Origin of the sequence: Mucilaginibacter sp. CAU 1740 (assembly GCF_039839285.1) — a bacterium.
Taxonomy (GTDB): domain Bacteria; phylum Bacteroidota; class Bacteroidia; order Sphingobacteriales; family Sphingobacteriaceae; genus Mucilaginibacter.
Genome location: NZ_JBDOQS010000006.1, coordinates 121037 through 139451, shown reverse-complemented (window position 1 = coordinate 139451; position 18415 = coordinate 121037). Strand labels below are relative to the sequence as shown.

The window sequence follows — 18415 nt, the reverse complement described above, 5'->3', positions numbered from 1 at the left end:
CATCTATGCATCAATTAGTATTTGCTACCAATAACCGCCATAAACTGGAAGAAGTATCGGCCAAAATAAATGGCGATATCAGGTTGCTAACCCTACAGGATATTGGCTGTTTTGACGATATTGAAGAAACCGGCACCACCTTTAAAGCCAACGCGTCCATAAAAAGCCACCACGTATATTCAACCTATCAATTGGATTGTTTTGGTGATGACAGTGGTTTGGAGATAGATGCGCTAAACGGCGAACCCGGCGTTTATTCGGCCAGGTATGCCGGCACACATGGTAACCATGCAGCCAACATTAGTAAAGTACTCGAAAATTTAGAAGGCGAAACAAATCGCAAAGCCCGTTTCCGCACGGTGATCTCATTGATGTGGAATGGCGAGGAGCATTTTTTTGAAGGCGCTGTTGAGGGTACCATTCGCACCGAAATTGCCGGGGAAGGCGGTTTCGGCTACGACCCTATTTTTGAGCCGGAAGGCTATGATATTACTTTTGCAGAAATGAGTATGGCCGAAAAAAACGCTATCAGTCACCGGGCAAAGGCTATGGAACAATTGATAGCTTTTTTGAACACTACAAAATAATTGCGGCAAGCGTTTAAATTTGCCACCTATGCAACAGCAACTCATTGCACGTTTACAGCAGGTAAAACCCATCCCGGTTGAAGATCAGCAGATCATTATCAACGCGTTTGAACTGAAGCATTTTAAAGAAGGTGAAACACTTTCGCCTTCGGGGCAGGTTGCGCGCAATTTATTTTTTATTTGCGATGGCGTGCTTAGGGTAATGGAGCGAAACGAAAAAGGCAACGAGGTTACTTACTTTTTTTTAAAGGATAACCAATTTTGCACCATCCTTTACAGTTTCAACAATAACATGGTAGCCGAGGAAAGTATCCAGGCCGCCTGCAATTCGGATGTACTTACCATCAGCAAAAACAACCTGCTTGCCCTGTACCAAAAACTGCCATACGTTAAAGAACTGATAGACCAGATCAGCCAACAAACGCTGATGGATAAAATTAAAACCCGCAATGCCTACCTGGGTCATGACTCATCCGAACGGTACCAATTGTTTTTAGAGCGCCAGCCGGACATTGCGCGGCGGGTGCAGTTAACGGATATCGCATCGTATCTGGGCGTTACTCCGCAATCGCTTAGCAGGCTGCGCAAAAATCTGCGGTAGTTATTAAGGACATATCGAGGCCGTCGAGTAATAAAAGCCGAGGCTTCTGAAGGTTTATAAACATCAGGCGGGTGGGCCTGTCACCCTGAGCTTGTCGAAGGGTCGCGCGCAGAGGCCTCGCCCACCATGCTTCGACAAGCTCAGCATGACACCCATTTTTAATTATATCATGGATAGATACGAAACAATGACGCCCAGAGATATAGTAGTTCTTTTGAACCATTTTCAAAGAGCCTCTAAACAATACTATTTACCATTTGGTAAACCGCTGTTACCTTTTCATCCTGAACTTTGTTATACAATAAAAGGAAAAACACATGTCACGAATATTTATAACAGGCTCGGCCGACGGCTTGGGTCAGATGGCCGCGAATTTATTAATTAAGGATGGGCACCGGGTTTTATTGCACGCCCGTAACCCACTCCGTGGCGAGGAAGCAATGGCGGCGGCACCCGGCGCCGAAACTGTAGTAATTGGCGATCTATCGAGCATTGCCGAAACCATTAAAGTAGCTGAGCAGGTAAACAAGCTTGGCCATTTTGATGCCGTGATCCATAACGCGGCCGTAGGCTATCAGGAAGGGAAGCGAATTGAAACTATTGACGGCTTGCCACACGTTTTTGCCATTAACAGTTTATCGCCTTATATACTCACCAGCCTAATCAATAAACCGCGACGGTTGGTGTACCTTAGCTCGGGCTTGCACCGCGATGGCGATCCAAGTCTGCAGGATCTGGAATGGAACGATCGCCGCTGGAATGGCTTCGCGGCATACGCCGATTCCAAACTCCATAACGTGATCTTAGCATTTTATGCTGCCCGCCAATGGCCCGATGTTTACTCGAACGCTTTAGAACCCGGCTGGGTGGCCACCAAAATGGGCGGACCGAGCGCGCCGGATAGTTTGGAGGAGGCACCAAAAACACAAGTGTGGCTGGCCGCAGGCAATGATGCCGGGGCTTTAGTTAGCGGTAAATATTTTTATCATAAAAAATTGCGCACCGTTCATCCGGCAACTTCGGATCCCGAGGTTCAGTATCGTTTTATAGCTACGTGCGAACGTTTATCAGGAGTGAAATTCCAGGGGTAAAAACCTTAAAAATGAACATAGATAAAATCTATATAAATAAAAAACAATATAACTATCAATGAATACAACAAAAACAGGGTGGATTGGCCTTGGCAATATGGGCATCCCAATGTCGCAGCAATTGATCAAAGCGGGGTATCCGCTAAGTGTTTACAATAGAAGTAAAGATAAAGAAGAGGGCTTCAAAGCACAGGGAATAGGTACGGCCGCGTCGCCGCTGTTGTTAATAAAAGATGTTGATGTTGTTTTCATCATGGTATCTGATGATAAAGCTATCAGCGATATTTTTTATGGAGAAGCAGGTTTACTGGCAGCCGATGTAAACGAAAAAGTGATCATTAATATGAGTACCGTTTCGCCCGCCATAAGCAGGGAAATTGCAGCAGCCTGTAAAAAGCAAGGCAATCATTATCTCGATGCACCGGTATCGGGCAGTGTAAAACAGGCTGAAGATGGCGTATTAGTTATTATGGTTGGCGGCGAGGCCGAAGCTTTTGACAAAGTAAAACCTATACTCGAAAAACTGGGTAAACTTGCTTTACTGGTTGGCGGTGCGGGTGCCGGCAATACTGCCAAACTCGCTATCAATACCCTGCTTGGCATAGTGGCACAAGGTTTTGCTGAAACAGTAGCGCTGGCCGGCAAAAACGGCATCCAGCCCGAAATTTTAACTAACCTCATTAATAACAGCGCTTTAGGCAGTCCGTTCATCAAAATAAAAGGCGATGCTATAGTGAACAACAATTTCAACGCGGCCTTTGCCCTAAAGCATATTACTAAAGATCTGCGCCTGGCTACTGAAATTGGTGCCGACACCCCACTTGCACAAGCAGCATATCAAACTTACCAAAACGCTGAAGCTGCTTTGGGCGAAGAAGACATTATCGCGGTTATTAAGCAATTTAGATAGCAAATTTAATATGATTGCCAGCTGCATCCCGTCTTAAAATACGGATGCAGCTGAAATCAAAACCACAAGAAGTGGTTAGGTAGTTTTGCTAATAGGCTAACAACTTCGCCATAGTTTCCTCCAACCTCGCTTTGGCTAAAAACTGATCCTCCAATGCTTTATTCATAGGGATGGCTGTATCCAAACTACCGCAACGCATTACCGGAGCATCAAGGTATTTAAAACAATGTTCGGACAGATGGGCTGCGATCTCGGCCCCGAAGCCGCTGGTTAGTGTATCTTCATGTAGTACCAATGCCCGGCCTGTTTTCATAACACTTGCTTCAACAGCATCCTTATCCCAGGGTTGCAGGCTACGTAGGTCGATGATCTCGATAGATTGATCCGGATGTTTATCAGCATATTCTAAAGCCCAGTGCACACCAAGGCCAAAAGTGATAATGCTTGCCTGTTCGCCCTGTTTCAGCACATTGGCTTTGCCTATCTCAATCATTACATCAGCGTCCGGCACATCACCATGAATGCCACGGTATAAATATTTATGCTCAAAATAAATAACCGGATTAGGGTCATCAATAGCAGCCAGCAGCAAGCCTTTGGCATCTGCAGGAAAGGCCGGGTAAACTATTTTCAGGCCCGGTGTTTTGGTAAACCAGGCTTCGTTACTCTGTGAATGGAATGGCCCCGCGCCGGTGCCTGCACCGGCAGGCATCCTGATCACCACATCAACCGCTTGTGCCCAGCGGTAATGTGTTTTGGCCAGGTTGTTAATAATTTGGTTAAAACCGCAGGTAACAAAATCGGCAAACTGCATTTCAACAATGGCTTTGTAGCCATTTAACGCCAGGCCCATGGCCGCGCCTACAATTCCCGATTCGCAGATGGGGGTGTTACGTACCCGTCCTTTGCCAAACTCTTCAACAAAGCCTTGGGTGATTTTAAATGCCCCGCCGTACTCGGCAATATCCTGGCCCATAATTACCAGGTTATTGTGCTTGCGCATGGCGCTTTTCAGGCCGTCGCTAATACCATCAATATAGCGTTTATTGGTTGCGGGTAAAGCCTTCGCTTGTACGGTTGGGAAACTGTACGGCTTGTACATATCCCTTACCTCTGTATCTATATCTGGTATAATATCCGCCTCGGCGTAAACCTTTTCAATTTCTGTTTCTATAAGTTTACTGAACTGCTGCCTGATCACCAGGATCAGCTCTTTTTGTAATACGCCTTGTGTAAGCAGGTATTTTTCAAAATTAGTCAGCGGATCTTTTGCTGCCCACCACTCAAAAAGGTTAGGTGGTACATATTTGGTCCCCGACGCTTCTTCATGGCCGCGCATCCTGAAGGTCATGCACTCCAATAAAACAGGGCGAGGGTTTTCGCGGATGGCCTCATTAAGTTCAGTAATAGTATGATAAACCTCCAGTATATTATTGCCATCAATGCGGCGTCCTTCAATGCCGTAGCCTATGGCTTTATCAACCAGTTCGCGGCAGTTGTATTGCTCGTTGGTAGGAGTGGAGAGGCCGTAGCCATTATTTTCGATCAGGAAGATAACCGGTAATTTCCAAACCGAGGCAATGTTCAAAGCCTCGTGGAAGTCACCCTCGCTGGTAGCGCCTTCGCCGGTAAATACCAATGTCGATTTTTTATTATCAGCTAATACATCGGCCAATGCTATCCCATCGGCCAATGCCAACTGCGGACCGAGGTGCGAGATCATCCCGATGATCTTGTACTCCTGCGTACCGAAATGGAATGAGCGGTCGCGCCCCTTGGTAAAGCCCGAGGGTTTGCCCTGCCATTGGGCCATCAGCCGTGAAAGCGGGATATCTCTCGATGTAAAAACACCAAGGTTGCGGTGCATGGGTAAAATATATTCGTCGGCAGCCATGGCCAGGGTGCTGCCAACTGCTATGGCTTCCTGGCCAATGCCCGAAAACCATTTGCCTATGCGCCCTTGTCTTAACAGTATCAGCATCTTCTCTTCAACCATGCGCGGAAACAGCAGTTTTTTGTAAAACGCCAGCAAAGTATCATTATCGAGGTTTTTCCTGTCAAAATTCATAAAGTAAAACTACTGAAGTTTTCAAAACTTTGTATGTTTGGTGTTACTATCCAAAAACTATGAAGCGTACCACTGTTTCGATCATATTACTGCTGTTGCTAATCGGTTTTGCCGCCAGCTCGCAGGATTTCTTTTTATTGCCACATAATTTTTACGTAAAAAAAGGAGACAAGCTTAACCTGCACCTTTTAAGCGGAAATGAGTTTAAGCCCGAAAACGAATTTCAATTCGCCACAGCCAAAGCCACTAAGTTTATGCTTTATGAAGGATCAAAAAAAACTGACCTTTCAAAAAGCGGTAATTCGGCCGATAGCAGCCTGCTTACTTATACTTTACAAAACTCGGGCCTGGCCCTTTTTGAGTTGGTGCGGGAAGATGAAACAGAATCGGAAAGGAATAAATTTTTAAGGAACCTTGAAAGCGAGGGGCTTGATAAAATGGCCGAAGATGCCAAAGCCAGCAGTCAGCAGTATTTTGTTGAAAAATATCACCGCTACGTTAAAACCCTTATCGCGGTTGATAAAGCTAACGGAAAGGATTTTGATAAACCGCTGGGCGAGGACTACGAAATTATTATTCAGCAAAACCCGTATAAGGCGGCTTATGGCGATGATGTTACCGCGCAGGTACTTTTTAAAGGCAAGCCAATAAAAGATGCGGTAGTAATTCAGTATGTACGTACTATAAACGGCACCATTGTTCCGCTAAAATTAATAACTGATAGCAGCGGACTGGTATTTTTTAAACTGAGCCGTGAAGGTGTTTACATGATCAGCTCAACCCATGTTGAACCATCGCAAGATAAAAAAGCCGATTACGAAAGCTGGAGCGCTACATTCACCTTCGCGTTTTCAAATACAGAAGATGAGCCTAATACTTACCGTGAGTTTGGGTTTGGCAACAAGCATTAAGAGGTTGGTTAAATTTCATTGTTTTTAACTGTAGAGACGCATAATTGCGTCTCCCGCATGCAGTTTACGCTTGCTGATGACCTGTATAGCCGCTTGTCCTCCGGGAGACGCAATTATGCGTCTCTACGTAAAGAACTTTCCAAGTCAATTTCAAATAGCTTCTGACAAAAAACTATCTCGTTGTAATTTAATGGTTACACTTGTTAGTTATCGTAAAACTATTTAATGGGCTATTAATATGTAGTTTATATTTGCAGCAGCATATATAACTATTAATTTAAGATAGCTTAACCTTATCAATACATATTTAGCCCCTGGTTTTGTATTTTAAGCTTAAAAGCATTGTAAATATTTTAACAGCGCCCGGCAGGTGTTGTTAAAATTATTTACTGACGGCTGGCTGCTACAGCATTAGTCAGTTTTACAAAATCGTCAACAGTTAACCGCTCCGCACGCAGATCAAGCATTGGCTCACCCGCCATCTTTTCTTTATTCATGAGCGATGACACAGCATTGCGCAGGGTTTTACGGCGCTGATTAAAACCGGCTTTAACAATAAGCCAAAACAGTTTCTCATCGCAATCCAACGTTGCCTTCTCATTGCGTGTAAGCCTGATCACTGCCGAAAGTACTTTTGGCGGAGGATTGAACACCCCGGCTTTTACGGTAAACAGGTATTCGACTTTATAGTAGGCTTGCAGAAAAACGCTCAATATGCCGTACTCTTTACTCCCGGCTTTAGCGGCACAGCGCTCGGCAACTTCTTTCTGGAACATGCCAACCACCTCAACCACCTGCTGGCGATTATCCAGCACTTTAAATAGTATTTGCGATGAGATATTGTAGGGGAAATTACCGATAATGGCCAGGCTGCCCGTAAATATGCTCCCGAAATCCAGTTCCAGGAAATCGGCATTGATCAGCCGTTCGCCTAACTGCGGGTATTTCTTTTTCAAAAAATCGTACGATTCCGTATCGATATCTATCAGTGATGTTTGGTATGCTTCCTTCTGCAGCAAAAAATCAGATAGCACGCCCATACCCGGACCAACTTCAAGCACCTGGCTAAAGCGACCTTCGGGATTCAGGCTGTCAACTATCTTGGCTGCAATGTTTTTGTCAGTAAGAAAGTGTTGCCCTAAATGTTTTTTTGCCCTTACCAATGTCATTATTAATCAAATATTTGAGCAAATTAAATCATATTTGTGCTTTTATCAGGAACTGTAAGCTTAAAATCTTTTATTTGCAGGTGCAAAAATAGGTAAAAGGCCAAAGGTTAAGGGTAAAAGGTTTGCCTTAAGCGTCAAGCTTTTATAAACCATTAGTAATCATCACTGTTAAAATAAACGAAATCGCCCTCCTGAAATCGGTGAGATCAAAAAAATCAGTGAAATCAAAATATAATAATGAGCGATAAATTAAAAATAGGGATCAGCATTGGCGATGTAAACGGCATCGGTTTGGAAATAATTATTAAAACTTTGGCCGACAGCAAAATTTATGATTATTGTACGCCGATAGTTTACGGTCATACCAAGGTGGCATCGTTCCACCGCAGGGCTACCCAGGTTAATGAGCTCAATTTTTTGGTGATCAATGATCCATCGCAAACTCATTTCCGCAAACCCAACATGATCAATTGCTGGGAAGAGGATGTGAAGATAGAATTAGGCCAGGTTACCGAAGCTGGTGGTAAATACGCTTTTAAATCATTAGAGCGTGCTGTTTATGATTTGAAAGAAGGTTATATCGATGCCCTGGTTACCGCGCCTATCAATAAAGATAATATCCAGAGCGAGCAGTTCAATTTTCCGGGCCATACCGAATATTTGCAGCAATACGACGGCGCGCCCGAATCGCTGATGTTTTTGGTAAGCGATACCCTGCGTGTCGGTGTAGTTACCGGCCACATCCCGGTATCAAAAATTGCCGAAAGCATTACTGCCGAAAAAATATTAGCCAAGCTGAAGCTAATGAGCAATAGCCTGCAAAATGATTTTTGGATCCGCAAACCAAAGATCGCTGTATTAGGCCTTAACCCTCATGCGGGCGATAACGGGCTTATCGGTAGTGAAGAGAAAGATATCATCATTCCGGCCATTGAAGAGGCTCGCAACAACAATATCCTCGCTTTTGGCCCATACTCGGCCGATGGCTTCTTTGCTAATGGTACTTACCTGCAATTTGATGCCGTACTGGCCATGTATCACGATCAGGGCCTGATCCCTTTCAAACAGATCGCGTTTGAATCGGGCGTTAACTTTACTGCCGGTTTAGGCTTTGTACGCACCTCGCCAGATCATGGCACCGCTTATGATATTGCCGGTAAAAACGTAGCGTCAGAAGTATCTTTCCGCGAAGCCTTATTTACCGCTATCCACATCGTAAAACACCGCCGCGAGGGGTTGGAACTGAACGAAAATCCGCTTGTATTTAGCAAACTGAGCCGCGACAGGGACTAAAAATTCAGTTTGTAATAGCAATGTTTCAATTTAATTGGCGTTAAATTAAAACATTTGCCCTACTTCTGCATTTTAAATGTCTGAATGAGTAATTTTCTGAGTCGTATACGTTCAATTGATGCTTTCCGTGCTGTAACAATGTTCCTGATGATATTTGTGAATGACCTGGATGGCATTCCGAATACCCCAACATGGCTAAAACACGCGGGCAGTAATGTGGATGCCTTAGGTTTGGCTGACACTATTTTCCCAGCATTCTTATTTATAGTAGGCTTATCTATCCCCTTTGCTTTTCAAAACAGGATGAAGCAGGGCGATAATTTCAAGATGATATCGCGGATAGTAAGCCGCTCGTTCGCGCTGATATTTATTGGTTTTTTCCATGCCAATATGGAAACTTATAACGAAGCCACAACCCTGTTGCCGAAACCGGTATGGGAAAGTTTGGTAACGTTCAGTTTCTTCTTCATCTTTTTAGATTACAGCAAAGAAACTCCTCCATTACGAAAATACCTTTTACAAGGCTTCGGGATACTGTTGTTAACCACTATGGCCATTCTTTACCGCACCAGCGATCCGGGCCATACGTGGCTGCACTTTACCTGGTGGGGTATTTTAGGCTTGATAGGCTGGTCGTACATGCTTTGCGCGCTTATTTATTATTACTCCGAAGGTTACCTGTGGATCCAATTGGCGGCATGGATGTTTTTCATGTTCTTTAATCTCGATGTGCATTTCGGGTTTCTGGATTTTATTAATAAGCTACAGGGTTATATCTGGATTGCAGGAAACGGCGCCATGCAATCGTTCACCATGGCTGGGGTATTTGTTTCTGTGCTGTACATGCGCCTCAAGGCCAACAACGAAATGAAAATGCTTTGGGCGGCCATGATATTGATCGCTATTATTCTATTTAACCTGGGCTTTATAGTGCGCTATTTTAGCGGTGGTATTTCTAAAGAGCGCGATACCCCATCGTGGGTATTGATCTGTACAGGCATTAGCCTGGTGGTATATGCCTTTTTCATTTACCTGGTTGATGTTAAAAACAAATACGAATGGTTTAAGGTGATCGAACCCGCGGGTACCAACACTTTTACCTGCTACATTGTACCATTCCTGTTTTACCCCATGTATGAGATGACCCGCATCGGCTACCCCGAATACCTGAGCCAGGGCATTGGGGGACTGATAAAATGTGTTGTATTCGCTTTTGTTGTGGTATGGCTCACGGGTTTGCTGGATAAGATCAATATCAGGTTGAAGATATAAGCTTACTTATTTTATTTTAATAAGATAATTTCCTGCTCCCGAACTCACAATGGTGGTGTCCTTAGGTTTCTGGCTAAAATCTATCCTCTCAAACACAAGGGTAACCTTATAAGCAGGTGTTTCTTTACTCATTTGCATTAAAGCTGCCGGAACAGCATATTCATGGGCAGCATAAGGGCGGTCATCTTTTCCTTTGTCAAATGCTTTCATTTTGGCTGTATCCGCAATAAGTTTTTTTGCAAGTTGGTCTGACTCAAACCTAAAGATTTCATCGTTGATCCTCAAAGTAAAAACATTTTGATCGCTATTGATTCGTGTTAGTTTTATATCCTTATAGCTTGTGGTCACGCTATCTTCAGCTTGATAATTCTCCATTATGATATCATAATCTTTTACAGGCGTAATATTATCGTTATGAAAAAATGAGTACCTATCGTATTCATCCGTCGATGTTGTATCACTATAAGCGTAATATTTTTCAAAGCGGTTTAAGCCGAGTTTCTTTTTCACCCATTCATATTTAACCTCGCGCAGCCTGTACCTGCTAAAATACCTGTCTTTTTTATTTGCAGCTATCAACGAATCGCTCACAAGTTGCAGGTCTTTTTTAAAGTAAGGCTGCAAAGCCAGCAGGTCATATTTATCTACAAAATAACTCAGTTGCTCAACGGCTTTGCCGCCTTCAACTTTGCTGAGCTTTGTGCTATCTACCGGCATCATTTTATCATCTTTAAAAGCATTGTGTTTTTTAAAGAAGTTAACAACAATCCGCCTTTGCGAATACATACTTGTTGTAAATGCGCTTTGCGGCCCATAAATACTTAACAAGGTTAGTAGCGCCAGCGACATAGGGATAAGCTTAATATTATGCTTTTTAAACAGCAAAAAGTAAAGCGAAATGCCAAGCAGCCAAACCGCCAATACAATCAAAAAGTACCTGAACTCGGTTACCCCATAGCTAAACACCCTTGTACCAACAGCAACAAACAACAAGCCTTGCAAAGGGATAAGCAAAAAGTAAAAGCTGCGGGCATAGGTTTTTAGCCATTTGTTTTCGCTTTGCTCACGGATGGGGAATACCAACAACAATGATAAAATGCCGAATACTGCATAACCTAAAATGAGGTTTGATACCAGGCCTTTGGGCAGTTTCCATTCAATCAAGATCTTAACCTCGTAAGCCAACAGTATGAGTACATAAACTGTTGATAGCGGGATGAGCACGTATTGTGTAAATATTTTCAGGCCTTTAGGATAGCTTTCATCCCCATCAAGCGCTTTTATATCTGTAGGTACCCCGGCCAAAAAGAAAATGGTGGTAAATATGCCCGTTATCCACACCCACAAAATAAAGTAGGTGTCTGATTCAAAGTTAAAGTTGAAAAGGAAGTTGGTAGCCCCGATAGCAGCAGCCAAACCGGCAAACAGTACCGTGCCATATAGCAAACTTGCCAAAATGCGTGAAAACAGTGTTTTATTAAACTGCCAGAAACCCTGAATATGCCCCTTGCCTGTAAATGCCGCAAAGGATATCATTAAATGAAACGCGAGACTTAATAGAAAAAAGCGCACGTAATCGGCCTGCCGGGCGGTTGGATCAAGAATAAAGATGATAAAGGCAGCTACAATTGCCGCAGCTACTTTTACGATAGTCTTTTTACTATTGCTCCAGTTTTTGCTTTGAGTGTATAAGGTTGCCGACAGACAGAGCAAAAAGCCCAAATTGGCTATCATGATGATGCGCATGCACCAGTTTTCGGCAGTCAGATCCAGGCGGTCGAGTTCGATCTTAACGGTTGCGGCTATAGTGCCGGTTAGGGCAAAAAGTGTTTCGAGCGGATAGCGTTTTATGGTATTGACCGCACTTTGTACCAGGTTTTTTATTGATGGGAATTTCATGTGTATAAGGTTTGAGAACTAATGTAGTATTTTGTTTTTGGGATTACATAGATTGAGGATTGATTACACCGATTTTATTTTGGGGAATTTCAAGGATTGATTTGATTGGGAGATGATTTTAAAGGCCGGATCTATTCATATTAATTAAGTTTATTTAGGCCTGTGCGTAGGCCGCGTTAGGGATAGTAGCGGAAAGCCCGGAGCGCGGGCTGGGATCGAGCGAAGGGAAGGCGAGGACTTGCAGCGAATAGCCCGGCCCGTTAGCTAACGGGAACGCCCATGTTAAAAGATTCGTTGCCTGAACGCACTCGAACAATCGTCTATTTTGTTTGGTATGTGCGTATAATATTACCTGTTTGTGGATCGATAATTACCGCGGTATCGCACCAGTTAAATAACACTACTTCATTTTGATCATTTTTGGCTACATCGATATAGGGACAAGCTTTTCCTTCGTAATACATTTTAACATTATCTATTCGCCATAAAAAATCTCCTGAGGTATTAAAACCAAAAACATTTAGTTGTTCAGAAGCATCATCAGTAATATCTAACCAAACAATTAAAACATCATCTACCTCAAAAACACCTTTAACAAGATATTCAAAGTCAACGCTGTTATCGCCGGTAAACCTTACTTTGTTTTTCTCAATTGAATAAGTGGTCATAGTGATTTAATGCTTTCTGCTGTATGGATCAGGTTTTTTATTTAAAAATGTAAAATATATGTATTAAAAACCAATAGCATACCACCGTTAATTGCATTTAACACATTAGTGTTTATATTTGCGGTCGCAAAAAACATCATTTTATAGTAATGAGAGAAATACAATTCAGAGAAGCGCTAAGAGAGGCCATGGTCGAAGAAATGCGCAGCGACGGAAATATATACCTGATGGGTGAAGAGGTTGCCGAATATAACGGCGCGTACAAAGTAAGCCAGGGCATGCTGGATGAGTTTGGCGCGAAACGCGTTATTGACACGCCTATCTCTGAATTAGGTTTCGCAGGTATAGGTATTGGCTCGGCAATGAACGGCTTACGCCCTATCATCGAGTTCATGACCTTCAACTTCTCACTGGTTGCTATCGACCAGATCATCAATGGCGCTGCCAAAATGATGTCGATGAGCGGTGGCCAGTTTTCGGTTCCAATTGTGTTCCGTGGCCCAACCGGTAACGCGGGTATGCTTAGTTCACAGCACAGCCAGTGCTTTGAAAACTGGTATGCCAACTGCCCGGGCTTAAAAGTGGTTGTACCATCAAACCCTTACGATGCTAAAGGTTTATTAAAATCAGCTATCCTTGATCCGGATCCGGTTATTTTCATGGAGTCGGAATTAATGTATGGCGATAAAGGCGAAGTTCCTGAAGAAACTTACTATATACCACTGGGCAAAGCTAAAGTGGTTAAAGAAGGTACTGACGTTACTTTAGTTGGCTTTGGCAAAATCATGAAAGTGGTTGTAGCTGCTGCTGCCGAACTGGCAAAAGAAGGTATCAACGCCGAAGTGATTGACCTGCGCACTGTACGCCCTATCGATTACGCTACCGTTATCGAATCGGTTAAAAAAACAAATCGTTTGGTAATTATTGAAGAAAGCTGGCCTTTAGGTTCAATAGCTACTGAGGTTGCTTTCAAAGTACAAAAAGACGCGTTTGATTACCTTGACGCTCCTATTCTGCGTATTATGGGTGGCGACGTGCCACTTCCTTACGCTCCTACTTTGATCCAGGAGTTTTTACCAAACCCTGAGCGCGTAATTAAAGCAGTAAAAGAAGTCCTTTACGTTACCAAGTAATATTTTTTTGAAAATATCAATGGAGCCCGATATGAAAATACCGGGCTCTTTATTTTTTATACATCTGCAACAATGGACGAACTAATAGTAAAAGACAGTAACGGCAACGTATTGAAGGATGGCGATTCGGTTACGCTGATCAAAAGCCTTAAAGTGAAAGGCGGAGGAGTAACACTTAAGCAAGGCACACTGGTAAAAAAGATCCGCCTTACGGATAACGATGAGGAAGTTGACTGTAAGGTTGACGGCATGAGCATAGTACTCAGAACCGAGTTTTTGAAAAAGCGCTAAACGGCAGCTTCACACTGTAATTTATACAGTATTGGGTGTTTTTGCAAAAAATACCTACTTTTAAAAATTAACTTTTGTAAGCATGCAATACACCTACTTTAAAGCATTTAAACCATTATTTTTTGTTATATCGGCTTTGATCATTGCCGGCAATGCATCGGCCCAAACACAGCCTGCCGCCACACCTACAGCCCCGGTAGCAGCAGCCGCACCCGGCGTACAAAGCCATATTGATAAATTTTTCAAAGAGTTTGATAAACAAAGCACCGCGCGTGCCGTTATCGATATCTTCAAAACCAATAAAAATATTGATTCAACCCGCCTTACCGGCCTCATTGTTAAAATAGATTCGATGCGGAGCGTGATAGGCAAATACATGGGTAAAGACCTCATTATGCAGCGCAAAGCATCGGGCAGCCTGGTGCTGTATAGCTACCTGCTTAAGCACGAACTGCAACCCGCGCGTATTACCTTTATGTTTTACAAGCCCAAAAATGAGTGGGAAATTTACCGTTTATACTTCGATGTAGATGTTGACGGCGAACTGGCCGAATCGGCCAAGGTGACGGGAAAACCGTAACTGAGCTTAAAGCCGAAGGCGAAAAGCTTAAAGCCATAGAACTGATAAGAAAAAAGCCGAAGGCACGAAGCGATAAAAGCTTTCAGCCTTCGGCTTTTTGCTTTCAGCTCAATAATATAAGTGTTATATTTAGGTATTAATACACAACCTTGAAAACCTTAAAAATCACAATCATCCTTCTCTTGCTTTTTCAATGCTGTTTTGGGCAGCTTGTTAATTTAAATATAGGTAGTGCCACTAATAAATATGAGCAACTATATAAAGGCAGCTTGCTTGATAGTACCCGCGTAAACCTTGAACGGGGCGATAAGCAATCCTTATTCAGGATAGCACAATACCTGGATAGTTCCCGTTTAATGACCGAAAATTTAGGCTATCATATACTACATACATCGCAAAACGAAATAGCGCGCAGGCTTATCAGAGAAAATTGCTCTTTTTTAAATAGCGAGTTTGTTGTTAATGATAGCACTAAAGCAAATGATTTTTTAGGCTTCCTGATGACCAATATCAACAACATCAGTTTTTCGTACGAGGCCTATGCATATTTGATAACGCCGCTGGATAAAAGGGATGTGAAATACGAGATCCGTGAACTTACCCCAAACAGATGGGATGAGCTAAAAAAAAGTGCTACCGAAATATTGAACAACAGGATTGTAAAGCATAATAACATAGAGCAGCTTATTAAAGACAAAAACCCCGAAGTACTGTTTAATATAGCATCGCTGCTTTACTCCAACCGTACACATTTTAACCAGTACCAATCCAACACACTCAATTACATAAACCTTATTGAGCTTTTAACCGGCACCGACATTGGGGTTGAAGATGAGCACAATAAAATATCCTACCATATTGATAAAGATTTTGAACCGGCATCGCGGCTTAACCTGCTCATCTTTTTTGCAAAAAATTATAAACGATATAAATGGAATGAAAGGGCCGGTATATTCAGTAACGATTTGGAGCGGGCAAAAAAGCCTTATGGCGAAGCGCTGTTTCAGTTGTTAAATTCCAAAACTGATTCTGTAGCTCAAAACGCTTTTGTGAAACTAACTATAGGCAATAAACAGATAGTTCAGGCTTTAGCCGACGAGTATAATAATGCCAATATCGATTTTAACAGAAAGCTACCCATTTTTGCTTACAGGTTTCTGAAGCAATTGGTTGCGCTAACTACCTATTGCCGTGAACATCATATTGATTTTTATGGATCGGATGCATTGCGCCGAAACATAAACAGGCTGCAGCAGGAATTGCCGTTTAAAACAAGGCATCTTCTTGAAGATAACCTTATTCAACAACTAACGCTTAGCGATATCACCGCGTTGGAGTATTGGAGCCTTGTTAATCAAACAAATTATGAACTGGATTATTCGGTTGGGCGAATACTTGATGTGTTCTATTCTCAAAACTGGGACAAGCTTGTACACAACAAAACACAGCTTGACCTCTATCTCAAAAAATCGGTCTTGTTTAATAATATCCAAATTATAGGGATCTGTAATAACTATCTTAAAAAATTTATCGGCAATGGGGATGCTGTTGTGGCCGTATTAAAAAACAATCCGTCGGCAAATGATGACATTACAAGGCAGACTGCTTTGGCAATTGATTTTGCAGGTCAAAAGCCATTAACCAGCCTTACAAACAAAAAAACAAACGATGCCAATTTTGATGCTGAAGTTAAAGATTTGCGGGCTGAATTTTTAAAGATAAAAGCCGAAATAAAGGATGATGAAAAACGAGACCATGCTGTTTTAAATCTCTATGCTAAAATAAGCTACGCGCAGATAGGGCTTGCGCTTGAATTAATTGAGGACTATAAGTTTAAGCCCTATATGTCGAAATATAGTTTTGCCGATCGGGATTTTGGTTTTTTTATGGTTGATTTTGATAAACCTGCTTCCCGGGCCGATTTTATTAAGGTGTATAAATCGCACACTCAAGCCGCTTTGTACGCATACTACCTCAATAAAGCGGGGATCATTTATACCCATGCCGACGGTAGTTTGAACTACGATAAGATCTATGAGATTTTAAAATACGATGTTACGAATGCCTTTAGTGGAGCTGGCGGTGGCACGCGCGATAATGAAGTTTATTCGGTGATCAAATTGCTCGAGCTTAAATTCAAAACAACTTTAGGTTTCCCGCAAAAACTATGTAACTCGGCGGGTACTTATGGTTGCGACTCGAAAGAGCGAGCTGTTGATTGGATGAATTATATGAAGGCCAAAGGTTTATTGGTGCAACAACATAATCAACCTATTTCATTTTCATATCCGCTTATAATAGATGAAAAGTATAGGTTTTAACCTGTCATTTACCGTAAAAAACATCCCCTTCAATTAATCCACCAATATATTCTCGCCAAACTTTTGCGATACCGTAGTATCCTCGCGGTCGTCAATTTTTATTACCAGCGAGTTATCGTAGCTTATTTTTTCAATAACCTGGATGCGGGTACCTATACCAATGTTAAGTTTTTGCAGGTATTGCAAAAAGGGGCTACTGGTATCGCGTACGGCTGCTACCCTACTTGTGGAACCGGGTTTAAGATCAGATAATGTTACCGAGTAAGGCTTAGGCACCTTGCCATTGGCTTTAGGGATAGGATCGCCGTGAGGATCATACTCTGGAAAGCCCAGAAATTTATCCAACCTGTCGGCCAGGGTAGCATCATCAATATGTTCCAGTTCTTCTGCTATGTCGTGGATCTCGTCCCAGTGGTAGCCAAGTTTCTCCAATAAAAAAACTTCCCACAGGCGGTGGCGGCGCACTATAAGCGTGGAATCTTTTAAACCTTGCGGGGTAAGCCTTACACCTTTCTTTTTATCATACTCTATCAGCTGTTTTTCGGTAAGCTTACGGATCATATCCACTACCGACGCCGGGTTGTTATTCAGGGTTTCGGCAATGGCAGTTGGGGTTATTTTAAAATCCTTGCCATGCGATGCAAGGCGGTAAATGGCTTTTAAATAATTCTCTTCCGATAGGGTGTACATCAGCAATAAATTTGATAAAACACAAACATAAGCAAAAGGCGGTGGCTTATTAAAATCGCCGTTATTTATAAACAAAACAGGCCCCCAAAAAGGGAAGCCTGTTTTAAAATATGATTAATTAATGGTGACCGTGACCACCACCATGTCCGCCACCACCATGCCAGCCACCATGACCATGATCGCCACCACCATGCCAACCGCCACGGTTCGGGTTGCCACCATGCCAGCCATTATCATGTCCGCGATAAACCACTGTACGGCTTGCATAACGGTTTCCACCTCTCCAATGATTTGCATAACGCACATCACGGCTGTTACGGATGATAACCTGGTCATGGCGGCCCCTGTAACCTGCATAATGATTACGGTAGTAAGCGTTGCGGAACCATGGGTTACGATCGTTAACTACTACCTTGTAGCCGTTATAAACATTATAGTTGCGATACCTTACAGGCAAATACCTGCGGTGTACCCAAACATTGTTTTCGTAATATACATAGTTATGGCTTGGAACATCATAATAAGTATCGATATCGGGCATGTAATAATAATTCGCGTAATCGTAACCTACAGGACCCCATTCCGGCTGACTGCCAATGTTAACACCTAAACTAACACTAACCTGTGCCGAAGCTATTTTTGCAGTGAAGCAGCTTAATAAAATAACTGCTGATAAAATTATCTTTTTCATAAAGCGTGTAATAAGTTATATAGGTATGACTATGCCTGTTGATGATAGTTTAACCTGTTTTAATGTCTGTTTGGCGTTTTAATTCAAAACAGATGCCATTAACACTGTTCGCTTAGTGTGAAAAACTGTGCTAACTTACTGAGATGGTAATATCTACTATGTATTGCCTTATTAATTAAATTAACGCCGCCACCAGTTAAAAAAACTGTACTGAAGTGGTTTTAAACGAAGATTCACGTT

At 42.6% G+C, this 18415-nt stretch carries 17 protein-coding genes; 11 read left to right on the top strand and 6 right to left on the bottom strand.

Annotated features, from left to right (window positions below):
- The first annotated feature begins 5 nt into the window (after window positions 1-5).
- From AAFN85_RS14775 to AAFN85_RS14760, 4 genes are all read left to right on the top strand, one after another.
- Window positions 6-587: a non-canonical purine NTP diphosphatase gene (locus AAFN85_RS14775; protein WP_347528238.1), complete on the top strand. Its 582-nt coding sequence runs from the start codon at window positions 6-8 to the stop codon at window positions 585-587.
- Between the two features lie 28 nt (window positions 588-615).
- Window positions 616-1188: a Crp/Fnr family transcriptional regulator gene (locus tag AAFN85_RS14770; protein WP_347528236.1), complete on the top strand. Its 573-nt coding sequence runs from the start codon at window positions 616-618 to the stop codon at window positions 1186-1188.
- A 317-nt stretch (window positions 1189-1505) separates the two neighbouring features.
- Window positions 1506-2279 carry an SDR family NAD(P)-dependent oxidoreductase gene (locus AAFN85_RS14765; protein WP_347528234.1) on the top strand — a complete coding sequence of 258 codons (774 nt, stop codon included), beginning with the start codon at window positions 1506-1508 and terminating at the stop codon, window positions 2277-2279.
- Window positions 2280-2337: 58 nt separating this feature from the next.
- On the top strand, window positions 2338-3189 hold the full coding sequence (locus AAFN85_RS14760; protein ID WP_347528233.1) for an NAD(P)-dependent oxidoreductase: 852 nt from the start codon (window positions 2338-2340) through the stop codon (window positions 3187-3189).
- Between the two features lie 88 nt (window positions 3190-3277).
- Here the strand turns inward: AAFN85_RS14760 and AAFN85_RS14755 are convergent, their stop codons facing one another.
- Entirely contained in the window at window positions 3278-5257 is a 1980-nt protein-coding gene (locus tag AAFN85_RS14755; protein ID WP_347528232.1) for a dehydrogenase E1 component subunit alpha/beta, read from the bottom strand.
- A gap of 59 nt (window positions 5258-5316) precedes the next feature.
- Here AAFN85_RS14755 and AAFN85_RS14750 point away from each other — a divergent pair, with 59 nt between their 5' ends.
- Window positions 5317-6168: a DUF4198 domain-containing protein gene (locus tag AAFN85_RS14750; RefSeq protein WP_347528230.1), complete on the top strand. Its 852-nt coding sequence runs from the start codon at window positions 5317-5319 to the stop codon at window positions 6166-6168.
- 386 nt (window positions 6169-6554) lie between these two features.
- Here AAFN85_RS14750 and rsmA read toward each other — a convergent pair whose 3' ends face one another.
- Window positions 6555-7337 (bottom strand): 16S rRNA (adenine(1518)-N(6)/adenine(1519)-N(6))-dimethyltransferase RsmA, encoded by a 783-nt coding sequence (gene rsmA / locus AAFN85_RS14745; RefSeq protein WP_347528228.1) that lies wholly within the window; start codon window positions 7335-7337, stop codon window positions 6555-6557.
- Between the two features lie 237 nt (window positions 7338-7574).
- Between rsmA and pdxA the strand changes: the two genes are divergently transcribed.
- Together pdxA and AAFN85_RS14735 are read left to right on the top strand one after the other, a co-directional pair.
- On the top strand, window positions 7575-8630 hold the full coding sequence (gene pdxA, locus AAFN85_RS14740; RefSeq protein ID WP_347528226.1) for a 4-hydroxythreonine-4-phosphate dehydrogenase PdxA: 1056 nt from the start codon (window positions 7575-7577) through the stop codon (window positions 8628-8630).
- 84 nt (window positions 8631-8714) lie between these two features.
- The gene (locus AAFN85_RS14735; protein ID WP_347528224.1) at window positions 8715-9902 is read left to right on the top strand and encodes a DUF5009 domain-containing protein; all 1188 of its coding nucleotides are present in this window, start codon (window positions 8715-8717) and stop codon (window positions 9900-9902) included.
- Between the two features lie 6 nt (window positions 9903-9908).
- On the opposite strand, the gene AAFN85_RS14730 is transcribed toward AAFN85_RS14735, so the two are convergent.
- Together AAFN85_RS14730 and AAFN85_RS14725 are read right to left on the bottom strand one after the other, a co-directional pair.
- Window positions 9909-11801 carry a DUF4153 domain-containing protein gene (locus tag AAFN85_RS14730; RefSeq protein ID WP_347528221.1) on the bottom strand — a complete coding sequence of 631 codons (1893 nt, stop codon included), beginning with the start codon at window positions 11799-11801 and terminating at the stop codon, window positions 9909-9911.
- Window positions 11802-12121: 320 nt separating this feature from the next.
- Window positions 12122-12469, bottom strand: coding sequence for a hypothetical protein (locus AAFN85_RS14725; protein WP_347528220.1), 348 nt, complete (start codon window positions 12467-12469; stop codon window positions 12122-12124).
- A 149-nt stretch (window positions 12470-12618) separates the two neighbouring features.
- Here AAFN85_RS14725 and AAFN85_RS14720 point away from each other — a divergent pair, with 149 nt between their 5' ends.
- The 4 genes from AAFN85_RS14720 to AAFN85_RS14705 all read left to right on the top strand — a co-directional run bounded on the left by AAFN85_RS14720 (window position 12619) and on the right by AAFN85_RS14705 (window position 16794).
- Window positions 12619-13602, top strand: a complete 984-nt coding sequence (locus AAFN85_RS14720; protein ID WP_347528219.1) for a pyruvate dehydrogenase complex E1 component subunit beta — start codon at window positions 12619-12621, stop codon at window positions 13600-13602.
- A gap of 72 nt (window positions 13603-13674) precedes the next feature.
- Window positions 13675-13893, top strand: a complete 219-nt coding sequence (locus tag AAFN85_RS14715) for a zinc ribbon domain-containing protein YjdM (protein ID WP_347528217.1) — start codon at window positions 13675-13677, stop codon at window positions 13891-13893.
- An 82-nt stretch (window positions 13894-13975) separates the two neighbouring features.
- A complete protein-coding gene (locus tag AAFN85_RS14710; RefSeq protein WP_347528215.1) occupies window positions 13976-14473 on the top strand; it encodes a hypothetical protein in 498 nt (165 codons plus the stop codon).
- A gap of 149 nt (window positions 14474-14622) precedes the next feature.
- Window positions 14623-16794, top strand: coding sequence for a hypothetical protein (locus AAFN85_RS14705; protein WP_347528214.1), 2172 nt, complete (start codon window positions 14623-14625; stop codon window positions 16792-16794).
- Between the two features lie 33 nt (window positions 16795-16827).
- Here AAFN85_RS14705 and AAFN85_RS14700 read toward each other — a convergent pair whose 3' ends face one another.
- On the bottom strand, window positions 16828-17484 hold the full coding sequence (locus AAFN85_RS14700; RefSeq protein WP_347528213.1) for a metal-dependent transcriptional regulator: 657 nt from the start codon (window positions 17482-17484) through the stop codon (window positions 16828-16830).
- Between the two features lie 118 nt (window positions 17485-17602).
- Window positions 17603-18175 carry a hypothetical protein gene (locus AAFN85_RS14695; RefSeq protein ID WP_347528212.1) on the bottom strand — a complete coding sequence of 191 codons (573 nt, stop codon included), beginning with the start codon at window positions 18173-18175 and terminating at the stop codon, window positions 17603-17605.
- Between the last annotated feature and the right edge of the window lie 240 nt (window positions 18176-18415).